Below are 18,726 nucleotides of genomic sequence, written 5' to 3' on the forward strand. Positions count from 1 at the left end.
CCCTCCCCCTGCTCCAGGTTCAACCCAAAGGAATAGGGGTTCAGAACCCTGTTTTGTTCCCAGGTAAAGCCTGCTTCATGCAACAAATAAGTTTTTGCTTCAGCCTGAGGTTCCCCATGAGCGTAAACGGTAAATTGCCTGTTGATCAGGGTACTTTTAATAAAGAGGTTGCGATCGGGGACATTACCCGAATGGGGCTTTTCAAGGGTTGCGGTAATGGAGGCTTGGAGGCGATGATAGCTCGATCCCTCTTTCCCTGGAGTAAAGCCATAGCGCTGGGCTTCAATACCCGCACGATAGGCTTGCACCCTGCCAGCCCTGGGGAAGAAACTTCGGTAGGCCCAGGCAGTTCCTGCCAAACGATCGTTGGCAGTGCCGTATAAAGGCATAAAAAAAAGCTCCGTTGGTCTGGAAGGGAACACGAAATTGTAAAAGGCAATCCCAGCCATGATCCCGTCGTATCGGTTATAACCCATTACAGGTAAGTAATAAATACGATCAAGTTCCGCGTCTTCAATGCTGCCAAGCAATTGCATCTGCAAAGGATTTCTGCGCGGAAGCTTTTTCCCGAACCAGTAGTTGTTGTTGCGCCGGTTTATTTCAGGCATAACGCCAGAGGGATTGATCTGCAACAAATCATACTTACCCCTGGGGAAAAGGAAAGCATCCCTTTCTTCAAAAGGTTCCTGCCACTGGGTAAAGGCGACAACCCCATCCCTTATGCCCGAGAGGGAAAAGGGAACCGACAAATCACCCGTATTCTTAATTTCCACGCGATAAAAATGATCGTCAGCAAGCTCAACCTTATGTAAGGCATAATCAATCTTAAGATCCGTACCGATCAGATCATTAAAAAACCAGGAAAGGTCTTTCCCGCTGGTTCTTTCGAAGGATTCCCTGAGGTGCCCTGCATTGGGATGCTTCATTTCCCATTCATGGGCAAAATCGACCATGGCAGCATCAAAAACATCCGTTCCCAAATAATCCTCGAGGTACATAAAGGACAGCGCGGCCTTGTAGTATGTCATGATAAAATAGTTCAGGACAGAGAACCCTTCCGTGTGCAGATTTACGGGCTGGTCCTGATGAACCCTTGCCCTAAAAAGGTACCCAAGTTGCATGTAATCCAAATGGCTGATATCCTGCACACCAAGAAAATCAGCCATGGCAGTGCCGGCAAATTTGCCGAAGAATTTCTGATCCGGATATTTCATTGCCATGTACCGGCTCTCGTAATAGGTGGTCAGCCCCTCATCAAGCCAGGGCTCCCTTCGTTCGTTGGTGGCCAGGCTGCCATAAAACCAGTTATGAATGGTCTCGTGGATCACAACGCGCTCCAGGCTAAGATCATTCATAGCCTCCCCGATCAGGGTCACCGCCGGATATTCCATCCCTGCCCCGGCGCTGTTTACCCCTTCCACTACCGACATTTCCGTCCATGGATATGGAGAAACCGTCTGCGACATATAAGATAAAACTTCTGAGGTATAGGAAGGCACCTTGTTCCAGGCTTCAGGATCGCTGTAAAAAAATGCGCTTACCAAAACAGGGCTTTCCGAACCCGGGAGTTGTATGTTCTCCCTTAGTACGTAAAAACGTTTATCGGCAAACCAGGCAAAATCGTGAACATTCTCCTGGCGGAGGTGAATGGTTTTCAGGTCCCTGGATGAAGGCGGAAATTCAAGCTTTTGAGGCAAACCCTCTGCGCCCTTGATTTGCCGCATCGCATCTGCTTTTTCCTGCAGCCATTGTTCTTCTGAGGGTGTCAGCACTTTTCCCGTTGAAGCAACCACATAATTCTCGGGCAGGGTAAGGTAGACATCTACATCTCCAAATTCACTGTAGTATTCGCCAAAGTTCAGGTAAGGCATGGGGTGCCAGCCATCTGGGTCATACACTGCAGGTTTGGGGTACCATTGCGTGATGTAATAGGCCTGCCCTTCATGCCCAAGGCGTGAGAAACGCGCAGAGGGAATCTTAACCCGGAAGGGCGTGCTGATGTAAATGGAATGGCCAGGTAAAAGAGGCGCTGAAAGGATCAATTTCCCAATATCGGGGTTTTGGATATCCTGCTCCCACTTGACTGGGTTTTCATCCACCCTGAAATCCAGGCTATCGATGAATCCCATCTCCTCTTGCCCGGCAAAATGAAACCGCGTATTCCTGTTGTCCAGCATTTGCTTTGCAAAAGCAGTCTGCTTCGAAGAATAGGCATTGGGCCAAAGATGGATCAAGATCTCGTTTAGTGTATCCGGACTGTTATTCGTATAGCGGGTGGAAATGTGGCCGTGCAGAAAATGGTTCTCATCATCAAGGCGCACATGAATCTCATGGTCAGCCTGCTGTTGAAAATAACCTGTTGGCTTGGAACCTAAGCCGAGCACCGACTGGCATACAGTGAGAAAAAATAAAAAGGGGAAAAAACCGGAATTCATAGGCAAGCAGCATCACGTGGTTCAAAAGTACGCTGCAATTTGCTTATTTAAACGTTTCTGCCAAAAAATCTTCCAATTCTTTCACCGAAAGACCCTTTGCCATGATATTTCCTTCCCTGTCGACCAGGATGCTGAATGGGATGGCCTCCACGTTATAAAGGCTTACTACCGGTGAGTTCCAGAAGCGAAGGTCACTTACCTGGATCCAGTTGATCTTATCATCCTTGATGCCCTGAATCCACTGCTCACGATCGCGGTCGAGAGATACTCCATAAATTTCAAAGCCCTGCTTCCGGTAACGGTCATATAGTTCTTTCAGCATAGGATTGGCCAGCCGGCAGGGCTTGCACCAGGCAGCCCAAAAATCGATCAAGACCACCTTTCCCCGCAAGGAAGAAAGAGCAATGGTTTTCCCATCAGGGTCGGGGAGCACGATTTCCGGAGCTTCATTACCAACGCCAAGGTTCTCCTCTACCTCCTGCCGCTGCATCTGGTTTCGCTTCCATTCATTCACCCTTCGCTTCAGGTCGAGGACGTGCTTGTTGTCGGGGTATTCCTCTGCCAGGGAGATGGACAGTTTTTCAAAATAATCAAAATGGTCCGCTTCGCTCAGCAAGGCCTGGTTCCCAAAAAACTGGTAAAGGGCAATAACAGAAGCCAAAGAACCCGGATGGGCATCGATGAAGTCCATGACGAACTGCTGTTGTTCTTCAAAAACGCGGGTATAGGCCAGATCCAATTCTTTTTTCTGCTCTACAAAGTTATCAGCACCCTGAATATCCCTGAATATGGCTGCAAGGGAGTCCACCTTTTCGTAGCTCTTACGCTGGGAGAGGTTCAATTCGGCCAGCAATTCCGACCCTTCCGAACCTTCAACCGTATAGGTTTGCGGCAGCCGCCGGGCATCACCGGAAACCTGAACCTTCTCACCAGCCTCCAGCAAAAGCGTAATAAAATTATTGCGATCGAATCTCAGAATGTAAAACCCTGGACTTGAAACCGAGCCTTCATAGCGAAAGCGTCCTGAATCATCGGTTTCTATAGTGTCGAGCGGAATGAGGTTATTGGTGGTTAGTTCTTCGAAAAGCAACTGGCTATTTTCTGCATTTTCAAACCTTCCATCAACTTCAAAGCCTTCACTGTTACCAAACCTTCCGTTTGAACAAGCAAAAGCAAGGATTGAAAGGATAGGGAGGAGAACCCGTTTGCGCATATAAAAGGCTGATTTCATCACGGGGCAAAATTAACGGATTTGGCCTGTGGATGGAAGCTTTTAAGATTTTTTAACCTGGGATACACAACTTAATAAACCACTGAAAGAAATGAACTACCGCTTTCTTCTGTCGGGATTATCAAGGAGAAGGAAACCAAGATAAACCATAATGGTTGTAATGGCAGTGCTTAAGCCAATTCTGCCCAGGGTAATAAAGAATTCACTGAACCTGAATATCTCAAGGAAAAACAGCAGGGAATGATGAATAAAAACCAATACAATGGAATAAAGGACAATCCAGCGGACACCCATAGAAGAGATGGAAGGTATTGTGCCGGGATCAAAATCCCACCGCCCGGTTATCATACGAATCACCCCCGGGCGCGTAAACGCCAGAAATACTGTAGCAGCAGCATGCATCCCTTGGGTGTCAGAAAACAAATCAATGGTAAGGCCCATCACAAAAGCGCTGGCCAACAAAAGCCAGCCGGGAATATCAATGGGGAGCAGTAACACAAACAATACATAAACATAGGGATTGACATAACCTCCAAAGCGAATGTTGTTAAGGACCGTCACCTGGATCACCACCAGGATGATAAATTGAATAATGTGCCTGAAGATTCCGGTTCCCATTTCCTTTTTAGTTTACCTGTCAGTGCTTTGGGTTTGACTTTCCAGTTGCTGAATCTCTTCCATCATCAGGTTATTCACCACCTGGACATACTTGAGGTTATTAAAATCAATGGCCAGTTCTACTTCAGCCGAAAAGAAGTTATCGCCCCTCCGGACCTCAAAGTCACTGATCGTGCCAATAAATAAATCACTTGGAAAGATTACGGAATAGCCGCTGGTAACGATGCTATCACCTACACTTAATGCAACATGGCTGGGGATATAGGTTAAAACAACCTTACGATAATCCAGGCCCTCCCAGATCAGGGTTCCGATATGATCGTTCTTTTTTAACCTGGCCGAAATCTGCATGTCCTTATGGAGCAGCGAAATAACCGAGCTAAAATGATCAGAAACATTGGCCACGATGCCCACAACCCCGTTAAAAGTGATGACCCCCATATCCGGTTCAATCCCATGACGCCTGCCCTTGTTCAGGGTCATGTAATTATCGCGACGATTGATGCTGTTGTTGATTACTTCAGCATTCACATACTGAAATTGCCTGGAGTGTAAGGTATCGCGAAAGGTAAACACCTGCCGGTCGGTCTTCAGGAAGGACTCGCTTGTAGCGTTGAGCAAACGGGCATTTTCTTCCGAAAGCTGTGCATTGGTTTTGCGCAAGGAGAGATAATCAATCACCCCGGAAGTCATGCTGTAAAAACGTCCGGCGACGGCATTGGCGGAACTGGCAAAATAAGCACGCTGATAATGCTGATGTTGATACACCAAGGTGAATGCCAGGGTTTCCAGCAGGAGAAACAAAAAGAAGAAATAATTCCGTGCGATAAATTGAAAGAGGTTCCGCATGATACATCCCTGGTTTAACAAAAACAAGCCGGCCGGTAACCGGCCGGCCTGCCTGAGCAATACAGTATCCCTTACTTGATAAGGAACGGGAATTTGTCAAAGTTTTTAAGCGCAATGCCTGTACCCCTGGCCACAGCCCTGAGGGGATCTTCCGCCACGTGTACCGGCAGCTTGGTCTTGAGGGCAATCCGCTTGTCGACCCCGCGCAACAACGAACCCCCGCCCGCCATATAAATACCCGTACGGAAAATATCGGCCGCCAATTCAGGAGGCGTCATCTCCAATGCATTCAGTACTGCAGCCTCGATTTTTGAAATAGACTTATCGAGCGAATGGGCCACTTCCTGATAACCAACGGTAATTTCCTTTGGTATCCCAGTCATCATGTCCCGTCCGTGCACCGCAAGATCTGGAGGCGGGTTCTCAATGTCGGTAATGGCTGCCCCAACCTCGATCTTGATCTTTTCAGCGGTACGCTCACCAATCAGGATATTATGCTGCTTGCGCATATATTCCATGATGTCGGTATTGAAGTCATCCCCTGCGATGCGTATCGATTTATTGCAAACGATGCCGCCCAGCGCAATAACGGCAATTTCGGTGGTACCACCACCTACATCGATGACGATGTTACCTGAGGGCTCCAGCACATCGATGCCTATGCCAATGGCTGCTGCCATGGGTTCATGAATCAGCCTGACTTCCTTCGCACCAGCCTGTTCACAAGAGTCGCGAACAGCCCTTTCTTCCACTTCCGTAATCCCAGAGGGAATACAGATCACCATTTTCAGTGAAGGGGGGAACAAAGGCTTTTTGGTGTCGATCATCTTGATCATGGCCCTGATCATGGCTTCTGCAGCCTGGAAATCAGCAATGACACCATCGCGCAGGGGGCGCAAGGTCTTGATGTTCTCATGCGTTTTCCCATGCATCATCATGGCCTGCTTTCCCACAGCAATGATCTTCCCGCTCAAACGGTCAATGGCAACGATAGAAGGTTCCTCCACCACCACCTTATCATTATGAATAATAACCGTGTTAGCGGTGCCAAGGTCAATGGCAATTTCCTTGGTCAAAAAAGAGAATAAGCCCATTATATAAAGGTTTTATGTATTAACTCATTAATGTTTAAAGTGCCTGATACCAGTAAAGATCATTGCCACCCCAGACTGGTTGCAATAATCGATGGACGCCTGATCCCTCACTGACCCACCGGGCTGCACTACGGCAGTGATTCCAGCCTTGTGGGCGATCTCAACGCTGTCGGCAAAGGGGAAAAAGGCATCCGATGCCATCACCGCCCCCTGCAGAGAGTGTGCAAACTCTGTAGCCTTTGCAATGGCCTGCTTCAGCGCATCCACCCTTGAAGTCTGTCCGCAACCGATACCGATGAGCTTTTGGCCTTTCACCAGCGCAATGGCATTCGATTTCAGATGCTTCACAATGATGTTTGCAAAGCGCATATCCTCCGTTTCCCTTTCATCGGGCTGACGAAGGGTCACCGTTTGCCACATCTCCTGATAGGCTTCCACCCTGTCGCGCGTCTGCCAGAGCACCCCGCCCAGCAAGGAACGAAATTGCTCACCACCAGCATGATAGGGCTTCTGCTTCAGCAGGATGCGGTTTTTCTTCTGCATCAGCACCGGCAAGCTGCCTTCTTCAAAGTCCGGGGCAATCAGCACCTCAAAGAACATCTCATTGATAGCATACGCAATTTCAGGCGTAATGTTGCGATTGGCAATTAAAATACCTCCGAATGCTGATACGGGATCTCCCGCCAGGGCATCCTCCCAGGCTTCCTTCAATGTGGCGCGGGTGGCAATCCCGCATGGATTCGTATGCTTGATGATGGCGAAGGCAGGCTTGCTGAACTCCCCCATCAGGTTAAGGGCAGCATCCACATCCAGCAGGTTGTTGTATGACAGGGCTTTCCCGTGCAGCTGTTCGAACAGGTCTTCCAGCTTCCCGAAATACCGTCCTTGCTGATGCGGGTTCTCCCCATAGCGCAATACCACTGAATCCTGTATACTTTTCTTGAACGGATGAAAATCATCCTGGTTCATGAAAGAAAAGATGGCCGTATCGTAATGCGAAGAAACCTCAAAAGCGGCTGCAGCCATTCGTCTGCGGTCCTCCAGGCTGGTTTTCCCCTGGCTTGCATGCAGCAGGTCGACTACCTCATCAAAATACTTAACAGAAGGCACCACCATCACATCCTGGTAATTTTTAGCGGCTGCCCGTATCAGCGAGATACCCCCAATGTCAATTTTCTCTATGGCCTCCTGATGCGAGGCACCGGAAGCAAGCGTTTCTTCAAAAGGATACAGATCCACTACCACCATATCGAAGGCTTCAATCTGGTATTCCTGCATCTGCTGACGATCCTTATCCAGATGTGGACGTGCCAGGATACCACCGAACACGGCAGGGTGCAAAGTCTTCACCCGCCCCCCCAGGATAGAGGGGTACTGGGTCAGGCTCTCCACCGGTTTGGCTGGGATGCCCAATGAGTGAATATACTCGAGGGTTCCACCTGTGGAAACCAGTTCAACACCCAGTTGATTTAACGCTTCAATAAGCCTGCGTGAGGGCTCTTTGTAATACACCGACACCAGCGCGCGCCGGACCTGTTTAATTTCTGTCATCGTATTGAGAAGGGATGGGTTTTCTCCTTACCTTTGCGGCCGAAAAATTGGCACGAAGTTAACTTAAATTTTTGGCAAATGGCTTTTGTTTCCAAAGAAAAATTGTTCTCTCGCAAGTGGTTCATTTCCTACTCCCTCATCACCCTGGGCGCCCTGATCATGGCCTCGGGATATGTGCTTTTCATTTCGCCCAACAAGATCGTTCCCGGTGGGGTCTATGGCATCGGGATTGTCCTGCACCACCTGATCGGCATTCCGGTGGGTCTCACCGGTCTGGCACTCAACATCCCCCTGACCATTATTGGCATACGCGTCCTCGGGCCTCGCTTCGGAATAAAGACCGTGATTGGCTTTGTGCTTACCTCCTTGTTTATTGACGGCCTCACCCTGCTATGGGGTGAAGAACCCCTTGTCCCCAACGAGATGCTCCTCTCAAGCATCTTTGGGGGCGTCATGATAGGCTTTGGCCTGGGGCTGATCTTTAAATCAAGGGCCACCTCCGGAGGCTCCGATATCATCGCCATGATCGTGACCAAGTACACCAGGATGCCTGTCGGACAAACCCTTATCATGGTGGATTCTGTCATTGTACTCATTGGATTGGTGGCCTTTGGCGACTGGACCATCCCCCTCTATTCATGGATCGTCATCTACATCACAGGCAAGGTCATCGATGGGGTCATTGAAGGGGTTTCTTATGAAAAGACCCTGTTTATCATCAGCGAAAAATACAAGGAGATTGCCGATAAGATCCTGATCGACCTCAACCGTGGGGGCACTTACCTCGAAGGCAAGGGCATGTTTAAGGAGGATGAGAAAAAGGTCATCTTTGTCAATGTGAACCGCCGCGAGGTAATCATCCTGCAGGATTATATCAACAGCATTGACCCCAATGCCTTTGTAACGGTGATCAATGCCTCCGAAATCCTCGGGAAAGGCTTCCGCTCGCTGAACGAGAAGGTAACGCAATAGGTTCGAGGTTTGGGGTTCAAGCCAGCCTGCCGCAGGCAGGGTTTAAGGTTTCGAGTGCCCCAAGCTCTTAGCTGTTGGCTGTTAGCTCACCACTCATCTCTCACTTCTCATCTCTTCTCTCATCTCTCACTTCTCACCTCTCACTTCTCACCTCTCACCTCTCACTTCTCACTTCTCACTTCTCCTTCCTAAACGGAATATCATTCAGCATGGGATTGTACATCATATCGAAGGTACCTCCGCGGGTGACGTGGCCTGCTGCCTTGTAATATTCCTTCCCAACGGGATTGCCGTCTTCATCTACAGGCTCACCAGCCTCGTTGACGGCCACAATGCCCGTGGGCGTGGTGCCTACACCATCCTCATCCCAGGGCCGGCTGGCAATCACCTCTCCCACCGGGATCAGGGTGCCATCCTCTGCTTCCACATTCCCATCCGAGCGGAAGGTGAAAGGTACGTGCCCGCTTTCGGTGCCAAACACATCCTTGCCCAGGTTATAACTCTGATCAAGTACAATGCGCCGATACAGGGCAATATTATTCTTCATGGTGTTTTCGGTGGGATAAAATACGCTCCCCTTGATGAACCATTCATCCTGTTCCTCATCGTAATACAGGTAAGCAGCATCCCTGGCATACTGCCGCATGATACGCTGCCGCTCGAGCAGTCGTGCCCTGCGTTCTTCCAGCGACATGAACTTCAGGACTTCATCATCCAAACATTCCAGGGCGGGGAAGTTTAGCTCCAGCATATCTTCTTCTGAGAGCTCTGTTGCATAGGATGAAAGCTCCTGGCGAATCTCTTCCGGCATTACTCCGTAAAGGTTGGCTCCTACCACGGTATAATAGAAATAACCCAGCTCGCCCATCTGGCTCTCCTGGTGCAGGTAGTCGTTCAGCCAGGTGTACTGGGGTGTGGCAGAATTGTATTTGCCATAATCCATCTCGGTCCATCCCTTCTCGCCGGGCAGCTTGCGCTGAAACGACCAGACTGCATCCACCGTATTGCCTACATTGGCGTGGCAGCCCACACACTGTGCCAGCTCTTCGGTGGTCTGTGGCCTCAGGTTTCCAAAACGGTCTTCAATGTAAGCGCTGATGATCCATCCGCCATCATTATCTACCCAGCCCTGGCCTTCACGTCCCACAAATTCAGCGTAGTGCTCCCCTTCTTCCTCCTCTTCCTCATCGATGGCGATGTCGTCCAGGTCCACCGCTTTCCACTTGTACATATAACGGATCTCCTTCACCCGCTTCGAACGGGTGCCGGGGAATTCATAATCCATGCCGCCCGCCACCATGGCACCATCCAGCTCAGCCCCCATCTGCCCGTCGGCCAGCAGGTCTACATAATGCAATGGATGCGCAAATTCTGTGCCTACGGGATAAAATCCTTTCTGCACATCCACCCCCGATGCATCCCCATAATACACGCTTTCCTCAGGACGCAGATTCTTGATGTTGCGCTCCAAAAGGTCGAGGTTCTGCTTGTAAACCTCCAGATCCAAGGCACTGTCTTTGGTCATAAACGCTTTGGGCAGCCGGATATAAATACCCGAAACGCTGCCTGTCAATGGGGTAAATATCGTATAGGGGAAGAAATTGATGGCACGCCAGCCTGTGTATTGAGCCCGTTCATCGCGCACAAAGCCTTCAATATCCACATAGCCGTGAGTTCCACTGCCCGTGGGATCACTGGGATTTAAGGGAAACAGGTGGTCGGGGTTCAGTGCCGGGAAAAGGATCCATTCGCTGTCGGGATCTTCCAGGTTCACCCATTCAGTATTGCCGTTTCCGCGCGCCATGGCAAAGGCAGCCCGCCAATTGTCGTTGCGCACATAATCCACATCATCATGGCCAGGGAGCGCTACCCCTTCAGCATTCAGGCGTTCTTCGATCTCATTCGGATAAATGATGTTGCGCCAAAGGATGCGGTTCAGGTTAGCGGTAGGGAAACTGTACAGGATCTGGTCCTCGCCAATGTCAAATGCATTGCCGTGCCTTGCCATGGTCAGGTAATCCGTATGGCAGTATTTACAGGCATTCTGGGTGCCATAGCCGGTCTCTATCCAGCACTGCGCCGGGATGTTGGGCTCTTCGTTATAGCTGCCTTTATAGGGCGCACCAGCCCTTTCCAGGAAGCCGTCAGGACCTTTCCCCATAAGCCAGTCCTCTGCATTGATCACATCGGCTTCCAGCCCCAGGACGGCCAATTCACCCACCGCCTCGTGGTCTTCCTCGTGTTCGCGCCCACACATGGCAAACACCACAATGACCAATCCCAGCAGCAGCGCCAGGCGCCATGGCTGTAACAACAATCTGTACACTCCTCTTAAAGCTTTCATATCTTCGGTTTTTTATGATTCATCCTTCTTGCCTCCAAATATAAAGGATAATTGCCTTTCCTGGAAGGATACAACAGTCCCATTTCCCGGATAGAGGAAATTTGGAATGGTTCTAAATTAGGGAAAAGTCAGGGGGTTAGGGGGAGGTTCTGAAGGTGGTTGGTTTCAGGTTTCAGGTTTCAGGTTTCAGGTGTCGGTCAGAGTAACGCCTGTCCGAATCCCGGCGCATCCGCTAGCCAACGGAGGGTTGGGGGGAGGTTCTTTGAGTTGTTGTTGTTAACATTGTTGTCGTGGTTGTCATTGTGTCACCGCTTCTCGTCATTGCCCCAGAGAATTTTTCATTATTCATTTTTCATTTTTAATTTCACTGATGTCTTATCAGTGAAAATCTGTGTTTTTTATCTGTGAACATCAGTGGAGGAATTGCAATAAATCCGCGGAATCCGTAACAATCCGTGTAATCTTTTTAAACGACTTCTCCTATCACCACCACATAATTCTTCCCGTACTTCTTAGCGCATTTGGGGCAGGTGGTGTACCACATATAGCTTTTGCCGGTTTTGAGTTCCTTTTCGGTGGCGAATTTTTTGAAGTCTTCCATCCACTTGCCGGTGTCCCTGAAAGGTCCTTCATACACCTGGCTGAGGTAACGCCCGCTGAGGGTGAAATTGTCGGCCTTGGGGATTTCCCGGTCCACCGCCAGGTAAACATCCATATTCCATCGGGAGGTGTGTTCCGACAGTACCATGTAATCAGGGTTCTTTGCCCCGGCAATCTCAATCATTGACATCGCCTTGCGCATCACCCCGCCAAAGTTCAGGGGCATATATAAAAAGGTACGGACCTTTTCGCGGATGAATATCTTGTCGTGCCACTCATGCACCGTGCCCATCCAGGGTGCCGGGTCAAAAGGCGGGCAGCATTCAGGTTCCTGGTGTTCTGTTGTCATGGCTGAAAGAAATTAAATGATTAAACAAATATAAATCATTTCGAAATGAGATGCATCCTATACCTGGAATATTTAAGGTTTGGAGTTAGGGGTTTGGAGTTCAAGGCTGGCTGCCGCAAGTTGGGTTGATCTGAAATCAGGGAGGGTCCTTGCAGGATGACTTTGCCGCTCCGTCAAAAGGAAAGGGGATTGTCATCCTGAGCGAAGCGAAGGACCCCCTCCATTTTTCATTTTTCATTCTTCATTTTCCCCTTGCCCTATGCCCTATGCTCCATGCCCCATGCAATAATCCGCGGAATCCGCAACAATCCGTGTAATTCCTTCTCCATTTTTCATTCTTCGTTTTTCATTCTTAATTTTCTTATATTTTTACCCATCCATTCATTCACCAATACAAATACTGTTCTATGAAAAACAATTTTTTTGCCAAATTCCTTTTCATTGCATTATTCCTTTTATTCACCCCAAAATTCTTCTTTGGCATCTTTGATCCGGAAATCGACCCGGACGGGCCGGGCTATCCCGAGAGCTGCACCAGCATCATGGTGGGACGCAAGGCTTCGGTGGATGGCAGCGTGATGACGGCCCACAGCTGCGATGGCAACTACCGCACCTGGCTCGAGATCGTGCCCAGCCAGCAGTACGAACCCGGCACGATGCTGCCCATCCGCTGGGGCACCCTGCACACCGAGACGGCCTGGGATATGAAAGACGTCACCATCAAAGGTGAGATCCCCCAGGTGGAAGAGACCTTTGCCTACCTCAACGTGGCCTACCCTGCCCTCAACGAGAAGCAGCTGGCCATCGGCGAGACCACCTTCAATGGCCGGCGTGAGCTGCGCAACGAGGAGGGCCTCTTCCTCATCGAAGAGCTGGAGAAGATCGCCCTGCAGCGCTGCGACAACGCCCGCGAAGCCATCCGCCTCATGGGCACCCTGGCTGAAGAATATGGCTATGGCGACTGGGGCGAATGCATCACCGTGGCCGACACAAGGGAAGTGTGGCAGATGGAGATCTGCGGCAGCGGCCCCGGCAAACCCTCCGCCATGTGGGTGGCCCAGCGCATCCCCGACGACCACGTGGGCATCTCGGCCAACATCCCACGCATCTCCGACGTCGACTTCGACGACCCCGACTATTTTATGTACAGCAAGGACCTGAAGGAGGTCGCCAAGCGCACCGGCTTCTGGGACGGCGAGGAGCCCTTTAAGTTCTGGAAGGTCATCAACGGCCGCAAGCCCTTTGCCATCCGCGACTTCTATGTGCTGAGCACCATGGCGCCTTCGCTCAACCTCTCCTTCGAGGCCGAAGAGCTGCCCTTCTCGGTGAAGCCCGACCGTAAAGTCTCGGTGGAGGATGTGATGGCTTATTACCGCGAGACCTACGAAGGCACCCCCTATGATATGACCCAGAACCTGCTGGTGACCGTCACCCGTCGCGACGATGAGGGCAACGAGACCCAGGAAGTGGTGAAGAGCCCCATCGCCAACCCCTGGATGAACTACGACATGCGTACCCTCATCAACGAGCTCAAGCCCGAAACCATCGAGCGCCAGCGCACCATCGCCATCGCTGGCTGCTCTTATTCACACGTCATACAGTGCCGCGACTGGCTGCCCGACGAAATCGGAGCCATCGCCTGGTTCTCCTTCGACAACCCCGGACAGAGCCCCCGCATCCCCATCTTCTCAGGCACCCTCCACCTGCCCGAGAGCTTCAAGATCTGCGGACAGCACCGCTACCGCCAGGATGCCGCCATCTGGTCGTTCCGCGAAGCCAACCGCCTGGCCAACGTCAACCACAGCCGTGGCCGCGCCATCCTCGAGCCCTCCGTGGCCCACTTCCAGCAAAAAGCCATGGAAGAACTGCCTGAAGTAGAACGCACCGCCGAAAAGATGATCAAGGCCGGCAAGGTCGATGAAGCCCGCGAATACATCACCGCCTACACCAACGACTTCGCCACCCTCACCATGAAACGCTGGGAAGAACACAGGAACGAGCTGTGGCATATGTTTGGCAGAGGATTCTGATGTGCTGATGTGCTCATTGTGGGAAAAAAGCCAATCCACAAATGCACACAAATTTTTAGACAATGAACACAAATAGGATTCTTATTTGTGTTCTTATTTGTGAACATTTGTGGATAAAATTCCCCCCTTCTTTTTCAAAGGTTTTTTACCTTTAAACGTTCTTTTCGGAAACGGTTTCTAAAACTCGTTTTCATTAAATTCTGATTTACGTTATAACCTAACATTCATTAAACTGTACACCATGAACAGAATTTTTCTTTTTGTAAGCCTCTGGCTCGTCACCCTGCTGAGCCTCGGCCAGGATCATCCCCTGTGGATGCGTTACCCGGCCCTCTCGCCCGATGGCACGGAGATCGTCTTCAGTTACAAGGGCGACCTTTTCAAGGTGCCCGCCGATGGTGGAGTGGCCACACCCCTCACCCTGCATGATTCCCACAACACCATGCCGGTGTGGAGCCCCGATGGCCAGTTCATCGCCTTTGCCAGCGACCGTTTTGGCAACTTCGACGTATTCATCATGCCTGCCAATGGAGGAACCGCCAAACGCCTGACCTTCCATTCCGCGCCCGACTTCCCCTGGGACTTCAGCAACGACGGCCAGCAGGTGATCTTCAGCTCGGGACGCAACGACCTCAGCACCTCCGTGCGTTTCCCCAGCGGTCGCCTGTTTAATAAGCTCTACCAGGTGCCTGCCACAGGCGGACGCAGCCTGCTGATCTCGACGGCAGGCTTCCAGAACGCCAGCTACAACAGCAGCGGCGACCAGATCATCTTCCAGGACCGCAAGGGCTACGAGGACGAGTGGCGCAAGCACCACACCTCCTCGGTGACACGCGACATCTGGATCTACGACCTCGACGAGGAGACCTATACCCAGGTGAGCGACTACGAAGGGGAAGACCGCGAGCCCCTGTTTGCCGCCGGCGACGACGCCTTCTTTTACCTGAGCGAGAAGAACGGCGCACAGAACATCTACAAAAAGACCCTGGGACCCAACCCTACGGAGACCCAGATCAGCTTCTTTGAGCACCACCCCGTTCGCCACCTCAGCCGCAGCGACAGCAACACCCTGTGCTACACCTGGAACGGTGAGATCTACACCCAGGCCGAAGGACAACGTCCCACGAAAGTGGACATCACCATCCTGGGCGACTTCAGCGGCGGCGAGCAGGAGATCCTCTCCGTAAACCGGGGCGCCACCGAGATCACCCTTTCGCCCAATGGAAAGGAGATCGCCTTCATTTTCCGCGGTGAGGTGTTCGTCACTGGCGTGGACGATGCCCGCACCAAACGCATCACCAACACCCCCGGACAGGAACGTATGCTGAGCTGGGACCCCGACGGACGCACCCTGTACTTCTCCACAGAACGCGGCGAGAGCTGGGACATCTACAAAGCCAGCATCGTGCGCGATGCCGAGCCTTATTTCTTTGCCTCGACGCTGATCAATGAAGAACCTGTGATTGCCACCGACCAGGAAGAGTTCCAGCCCATCGTGTCGCCCGACGGCAAGTCCATCGCCTACCTCGAGGAACGCAACATCCTGAAGGTGTTCGACCTGGAGAAGAAAACCAGCAAGACCATCATCCCTGCAGGGCAGAACTTCTCGTACCGCGACGGCGACCAGGACTTCCTGTGGAGCCCCGACAGCAAATGGATCGTGGCACGCGATGCCCAGGGCCTCTATGGCGCCAGCAACCTGGTGCTTTTCAACGTGGAGAGCCCCGGCAATGGCTTTAACCTGACCCACAGCGGCTTCATGGACGGCGGGGCGATGTTTGCCATGGATGGCAATGCCCTGTTCTGGGTCAACGACAAGGAAGGCAAAATGCCCCTGGCCATGCAGGGCGCTCGCGAGATGGACATCTACGCCATGTTCTTCGACCAGGCAGCCTTCGACCGTTTCACCCTGAGCAAGGAAGAGTTTGCCCTGGTGAAGGAACAGGAAGACAAGGAGAAAAAGAAAGAAAAGGAAAACGGCGATGGCGAGGAAGAGAAAGAGGAAGTGAAGCCCTGGGAACCCACCCTCGATGGCATCGAGAACCGCCGTGTGCGCCTCACCCCCGGCTCGGTGAACCTCTCGGGCTACCGCGTGGCACCCAATGGCGAGAAGGTGTTCTTCATCGCCACCTTCGAAGGCGAAGCCGAGCTATGGGTGGTCGACACCCGCACCCGCGAGCTAAAGTCGCTGGCAAAACTGGGCGGCCGTGGCGGCAGCCTCGAGATCAGCAAGGACGGCAAGACACTTATCGTCATGGCCAATGGGCGCATCCAGAAGATCGACGCCGACAGCGGTAAAGCCACCCCTGTGGCCATCAATGCCGAGATGGTGCTCGATGCCACTGCCGAGCGCGAATACATCTTCCACCACGCCTGGCGCCAGGTGCAGAAGAAATTCTACGACCCCGACCTGCACGGCATCGACTGGGACTTCTTCCGCAGCGAATACGCACGCTTCCTGCCCCATATCAACAACAACTACGACTTCCAGGAGCTGCTCAGCGAGCTGCTGGGCGAACTCAACGGCTCACACACCGGCGGGCGCTATTCCCACCGCCCCGAGAACGGCGACAACACCGCTGCCCTGGGCCTGTTCTACGATGAAGCTCGCCCGGGCAACGGACTGCTCATCACCGAGGTCATCACCGGTGGTCCGCTCGACAAGGCCGAGAGCAAAGTCCGCGCTGGTCACATCATCGAGAAGATCGACGGGGTGGAGATCACCACCGACTTCGACTGGAACCAGCTGCTCAACCGCAAGGCCGACCAGAACGTGCTGCTGAGCCTCTACGACCCCGCCGCACGCGAGCGCTGGGACGAGGTGGTGAAGCCCATCAACGGCGGGCAGGAGAACCGCCTGCTCTACCAACGCTGGGTGAAGACCATGCGCGACATGACCGAAGAGCTCAGCGATGGCCGCATCGGCTATGTGCACGTGCAGGGCATGAACGACGGCAGCTTCCGCACCGTCTATGAAGAGGTGCTGGGCCGCAATGCCGACAAGGAAGCCCTCATCGTCGACACCCGCTTCAACGGCGGGGGCTGGCTCCACGAGGACCTCAGCAACTTCCTCGATGGCAAGCCCTATGCCACCTTCCGCCCCTATGGCTTCATCGCACGTGGCGGCGAGCCCCGCGACAAGTGGTCGAGGCCCAGCGTGGTGCTCATGAGCGAGAGCAACTACAGCGACGCCCACGCCTTCCCCTACGCCTACCGCGCCAAGGGAATCGGTAAACTCATCGGCATGCCCGTGCCCGGCACCAGCACCGCCGTGTGGTGGGAGACACAGATAGACCCCACCATCGTGTTCGGCATCCCCATGATCGCCTTCTATGGCATCGCCGAAGACCGACCCTTAGAAAACCTCCAGCTCGAACCCGACATCAAGGTGCCCACCCCCTTCGAACAAGTCCTCTTCGGAAAGGACCAGCAACTCGAAGCCGCGGTGAATGAACTGCTAAGGCAGCTGGATGAATAGGGAATGTGCTGACGTGATAATTCATTATTTGTGAAAATTTGTGTTTTTTCATTTGTGCTCATTTGTGGGAAAAAACAATCCACAAATGGGCACAAATTTTAAGACAACAAGCACAAATAAAACATTGATATTCAGTTCTTTAACTGAAAGGAGTTGAATAGTTGATTAGTTGATTAGTTGAGAAGTTGAATAACCAATCACCAATGACTAATGACCTTGAACCCTGCCTGCCGGCAGGCAGGCTTGAACCTCAAACCTCAAACCTCAAACCTCAAACCTTAAACCTTAAACCTTAAACCTTAAACCTTAAACTTTGAACCTTAAACCTTGAACCCCAAACCCCTAACCCCCAACCCCTTGCTCCGCCTGGGCTTCATCATCCCACTCATCTTCTGGCTGACGCTGTTCATTGGTGGCTGGATGCGGGAGGATTACCATCACCTCACCAGCCTGGTGAGTGAACTGGGCCGTATCGGCACATCCACCCAATATCTCTTTACTTTGGGGCTAACGATCTGTGCGCTGCTCAGCGTGGCCTTCATCCTGGCATTGCACCGCAGGGCCAGGGCGATGGGCATCAGCTCCTTCCCTGTGCTGATCTTGCTGCCAGCCTTCAGCTTTCCGATCCTGGGTGCGGCCCTCTTCCCACTCCCCCTGCCCCTGCATGGCATCCTGGGCTCACCGGCGATGCTGCTCACAGCCTCGCCCCTGCTGGCCCTCATCCTCTGGGGAAGAAAATTCGGCACCCGCTTCCTGATCATCACCAGCGCCATCCTGCTCATCACCGCCCTGGGATACCTGGTATTCACACCCACCCTCGACGCATACCCCGGCCTCAAACAACGCTTCGCCCATACCGGATGGACGTTGTGGTTCGTTTACCTGGGGTGGTTGTTTAACAAAGGTTAGGAGTTTGGAGTTAATCCAACTTCTCAACTCCTCAACTTCTAAACTCCTAAACTAATTTAATGGGTGTCGGGTGTCAGGTTTAAGGTGTTAGGTAATCTTCTAATCTTCTAATCCTCACATCTGCTAATCTGCACATCTGCTAATCTGCAAATCTTCACATTATCTCATTATCACAACAAAAAAAGGCTGACCTATTAAGATCAACCTTTAAGCGGTCCGGACGAGACTCGAACTCGCGACCCCATGCGTGACAGGCATGTATTCTA

At 52.0% G+C, this 18,726-nt stretch carries 12 protein-coding genes; 4 read left to right on the forward strand and 8 right to left on the reverse strand.

Translation table 11 applies throughout. The features are described 5' to 3' along the window. The 6 genes from V2I46_13575 to purH all read right to left on the reverse strand — a co-directional run. Window positions 1–2,435 (reverse strand): M1 family metallopeptidase (locus tag V2I46_13575; GenBank protein ID MEE4178530.1); only part of this gene is annotated, 2,435 nt, incomplete at its 3' end. Window positions 2,436–2,478: 43 nt separating this feature from the next. Beyond that, window positions 2,479–3,648: a TlpA disulfide reductase family protein gene (locus V2I46_13580; GenBank protein ID MEE4178531.1), complete on the reverse strand. Its 1,170-nt coding sequence runs from the start codon at window positions 3,646–3,648 to the stop codon at window positions 2,479–2,481. 114 nt (window positions 3,649–3,762) lie between these two features. Beyond that, window positions 3,763–4,284, reverse strand: a complete 522-nt coding sequence (locus V2I46_13585; protein ID MEE4178532.1) for a rod shape-determining protein MreD — start codon at window positions 4,282–4,284, stop codon at window positions 3,763–3,765. A gap of 12 nt (window positions 4,285–4,296) precedes the next feature. After that, window positions 4,297–5,133, reverse strand: a complete 837-nt coding sequence (gene mreC / locus V2I46_13590) for a rod shape-determining protein MreC (GenBank protein MEE4178533.1) — start codon at window positions 5,131–5,133, stop codon at window positions 4,297–4,299. A 71-nt stretch (window positions 5,134–5,204) separates the two neighbouring features. After that, window positions 5,205–6,227: a rod shape-determining protein gene (locus V2I46_13595; protein MEE4178534.1), complete on the reverse strand. Its 1,023-nt coding sequence runs from the start codon at window positions 6,225–6,227 to the stop codon at window positions 5,205–5,207. Window positions 6,228–6,254: 27 nt separating this feature from the next. Further along, window positions 6,255–7,778, reverse strand: a complete 1,524-nt coding sequence (purH, locus tag V2I46_13600; protein MEE4178535.1) for a bifunctional phosphoribosylaminoimidazolecarboxamide formyltransferase/IMP cyclohydrolase — start codon at window positions 7,776–7,778, stop codon at window positions 6,255–6,257. Window positions 7,779–7,856: 78 nt separating this feature from the next. On the opposite strand from purH, the gene V2I46_13605 reads away from it, so the two are divergent. Then, a complete protein-coding gene (locus V2I46_13605; protein MEE4178536.1) occupies window positions 7,857–8,750 on the forward strand; it encodes a YitT family protein in 894 nt (297 codons plus the stop codon). A gap of 175 nt (window positions 8,751–8,925) precedes the next feature. On the opposite strand, the gene V2I46_13610 is transcribed toward V2I46_13605, so the two are convergent. Together V2I46_13610 and V2I46_13615 are read right to left on the reverse strand one after the other, a co-directional pair. After that, window positions 8,926–11,094 carry a hypothetical protein gene (locus tag V2I46_13610; GenBank protein ID MEE4178537.1) on the reverse strand — a complete coding sequence of 723 codons (2,169 nt, stop codon included), beginning with the start codon at window positions 11,092–11,094 and terminating at the stop codon, window positions 8,926–8,928. A 466-nt stretch (window positions 11,095–11,560) separates the two neighbouring features. After that, window positions 11,561–12,043, reverse strand: coding sequence for a hydrolase (locus V2I46_13615; protein ID MEE4178538.1), 483 nt, complete (start codon window positions 12,041–12,043; stop codon window positions 11,561–11,563). A gap of 407 nt (window positions 12,044–12,450) precedes the next feature. Here V2I46_13615 and V2I46_13620 point away from each other — a divergent pair, with 407 nt between their 5' ends. The 3 genes from V2I46_13620 to V2I46_13630 all read left to right on the forward strand — a co-directional run bounded on the left by V2I46_13620 (window position 12,451) and on the right by V2I46_13630 (window position 18,460). Then, window positions 12,451–14,073: a C69 family dipeptidase gene (locus tag V2I46_13620; GenBank protein ID MEE4178539.1), complete on the forward strand. Its 1,623-nt coding sequence runs from the start codon at window positions 12,451–12,453 to the stop codon at window positions 14,071–14,073. A 241-nt stretch (window positions 14,074–14,314) separates the two neighbouring features. Further along, complete coding sequence (locus V2I46_13625; protein MEE4178540.1) at window positions 14,315–17,551, forward strand: S41 family peptidase; 3,237 nt, start codon at window positions 14,315–14,317, stop codon at window positions 17,549–17,551. Window positions 17,552–17,878: 327 nt separating this feature from the next. After that, window positions 17,879–18,460, forward strand: a complete 582-nt coding sequence (locus tag V2I46_13630; protein ID MEE4178541.1) for a DUF998 domain-containing protein — start codon at window positions 17,879–17,881, stop codon at window positions 18,458–18,460. Window positions 18,461–18,726: the final 266 nt, after the last annotated feature.

Source organism: Bacteroides sp. (assembly GCA_036351255.1).
Taxonomy (GTDB): Bacteria; Bacteroidota; Bacteroidia; order Bacteroidales; family UBA7960; genus UBA7960.

What these genes read in the sequence shown, in the direction of transcription:
- V2I46_13625 (MEE4178540.1), top strand. Translation starts at nt 14,315, where the DNA reads ATGAACAGAATTTTTCTTTTTGTAAGCCTCTGGCTCGTCACCCTGCTG.
- V2I46_13610 (MEE4178537.1), bottom strand. Translation starts at nt 11,094, where the DNA reads ATGAAAGCTTTAAGAGGAGTGTACAGATTGTTGTTACAGCCATGGCGC.
- V2I46_13585 (MEE4178532.1), bottom strand. Translation starts at nt 4,284, where the DNA reads ATGGGAACCGGAATCTTCAGGCACATTATTCAATTTATCATCCTGGTG.
- purH (MEE4178535.1), bottom strand. Translation starts at nt 7,778, where the DNA reads ATGACAGAAATTAAACAGGTCCGGCGCGCGCTGGTGTCGGTGTATTAC.
- V2I46_13605 (MEE4178536.1), top strand. Translation starts at nt 7,857, where the DNA reads ATGGCTTTTGTTTCCAAAGAAAAATTGTTCTCTCGCAAGTGGTTCATT.
- V2I46_13580 (MEE4178531.1), bottom strand. Translation starts at nt 3,648, where the DNA reads ATGCGCAAACGGGTTCTCCTCCCTATCCTTTCAATCCTTGCTTTTGCT.
- V2I46_13620 (MEE4178539.1), top strand. Translation starts at nt 12,451, where the DNA reads ATGAAAAACAATTTTTTTGCCAAATTCCTTTTCATTGCATTATTCCTT.
- V2I46_13615 (MEE4178538.1), bottom strand. Translation starts at nt 12,043, where the DNA reads ATGACAACAGAACACCAGGAACCTGAATGCTGCCCGCCTTTTGACCCG.
- mreC (MEE4178533.1), bottom strand. Translation starts at nt 5,133, where the DNA reads ATGCGGAACCTCTTTCAATTTATCGCACGGAATTATTTCTTCTTTTTG.
- V2I46_13595 (MEE4178534.1), bottom strand. Translation starts at nt 6,227, where the DNA reads ATGGGCTTATTCTCTTTTTTGACCAAGGAAATTGCCATTGACCTTGGC.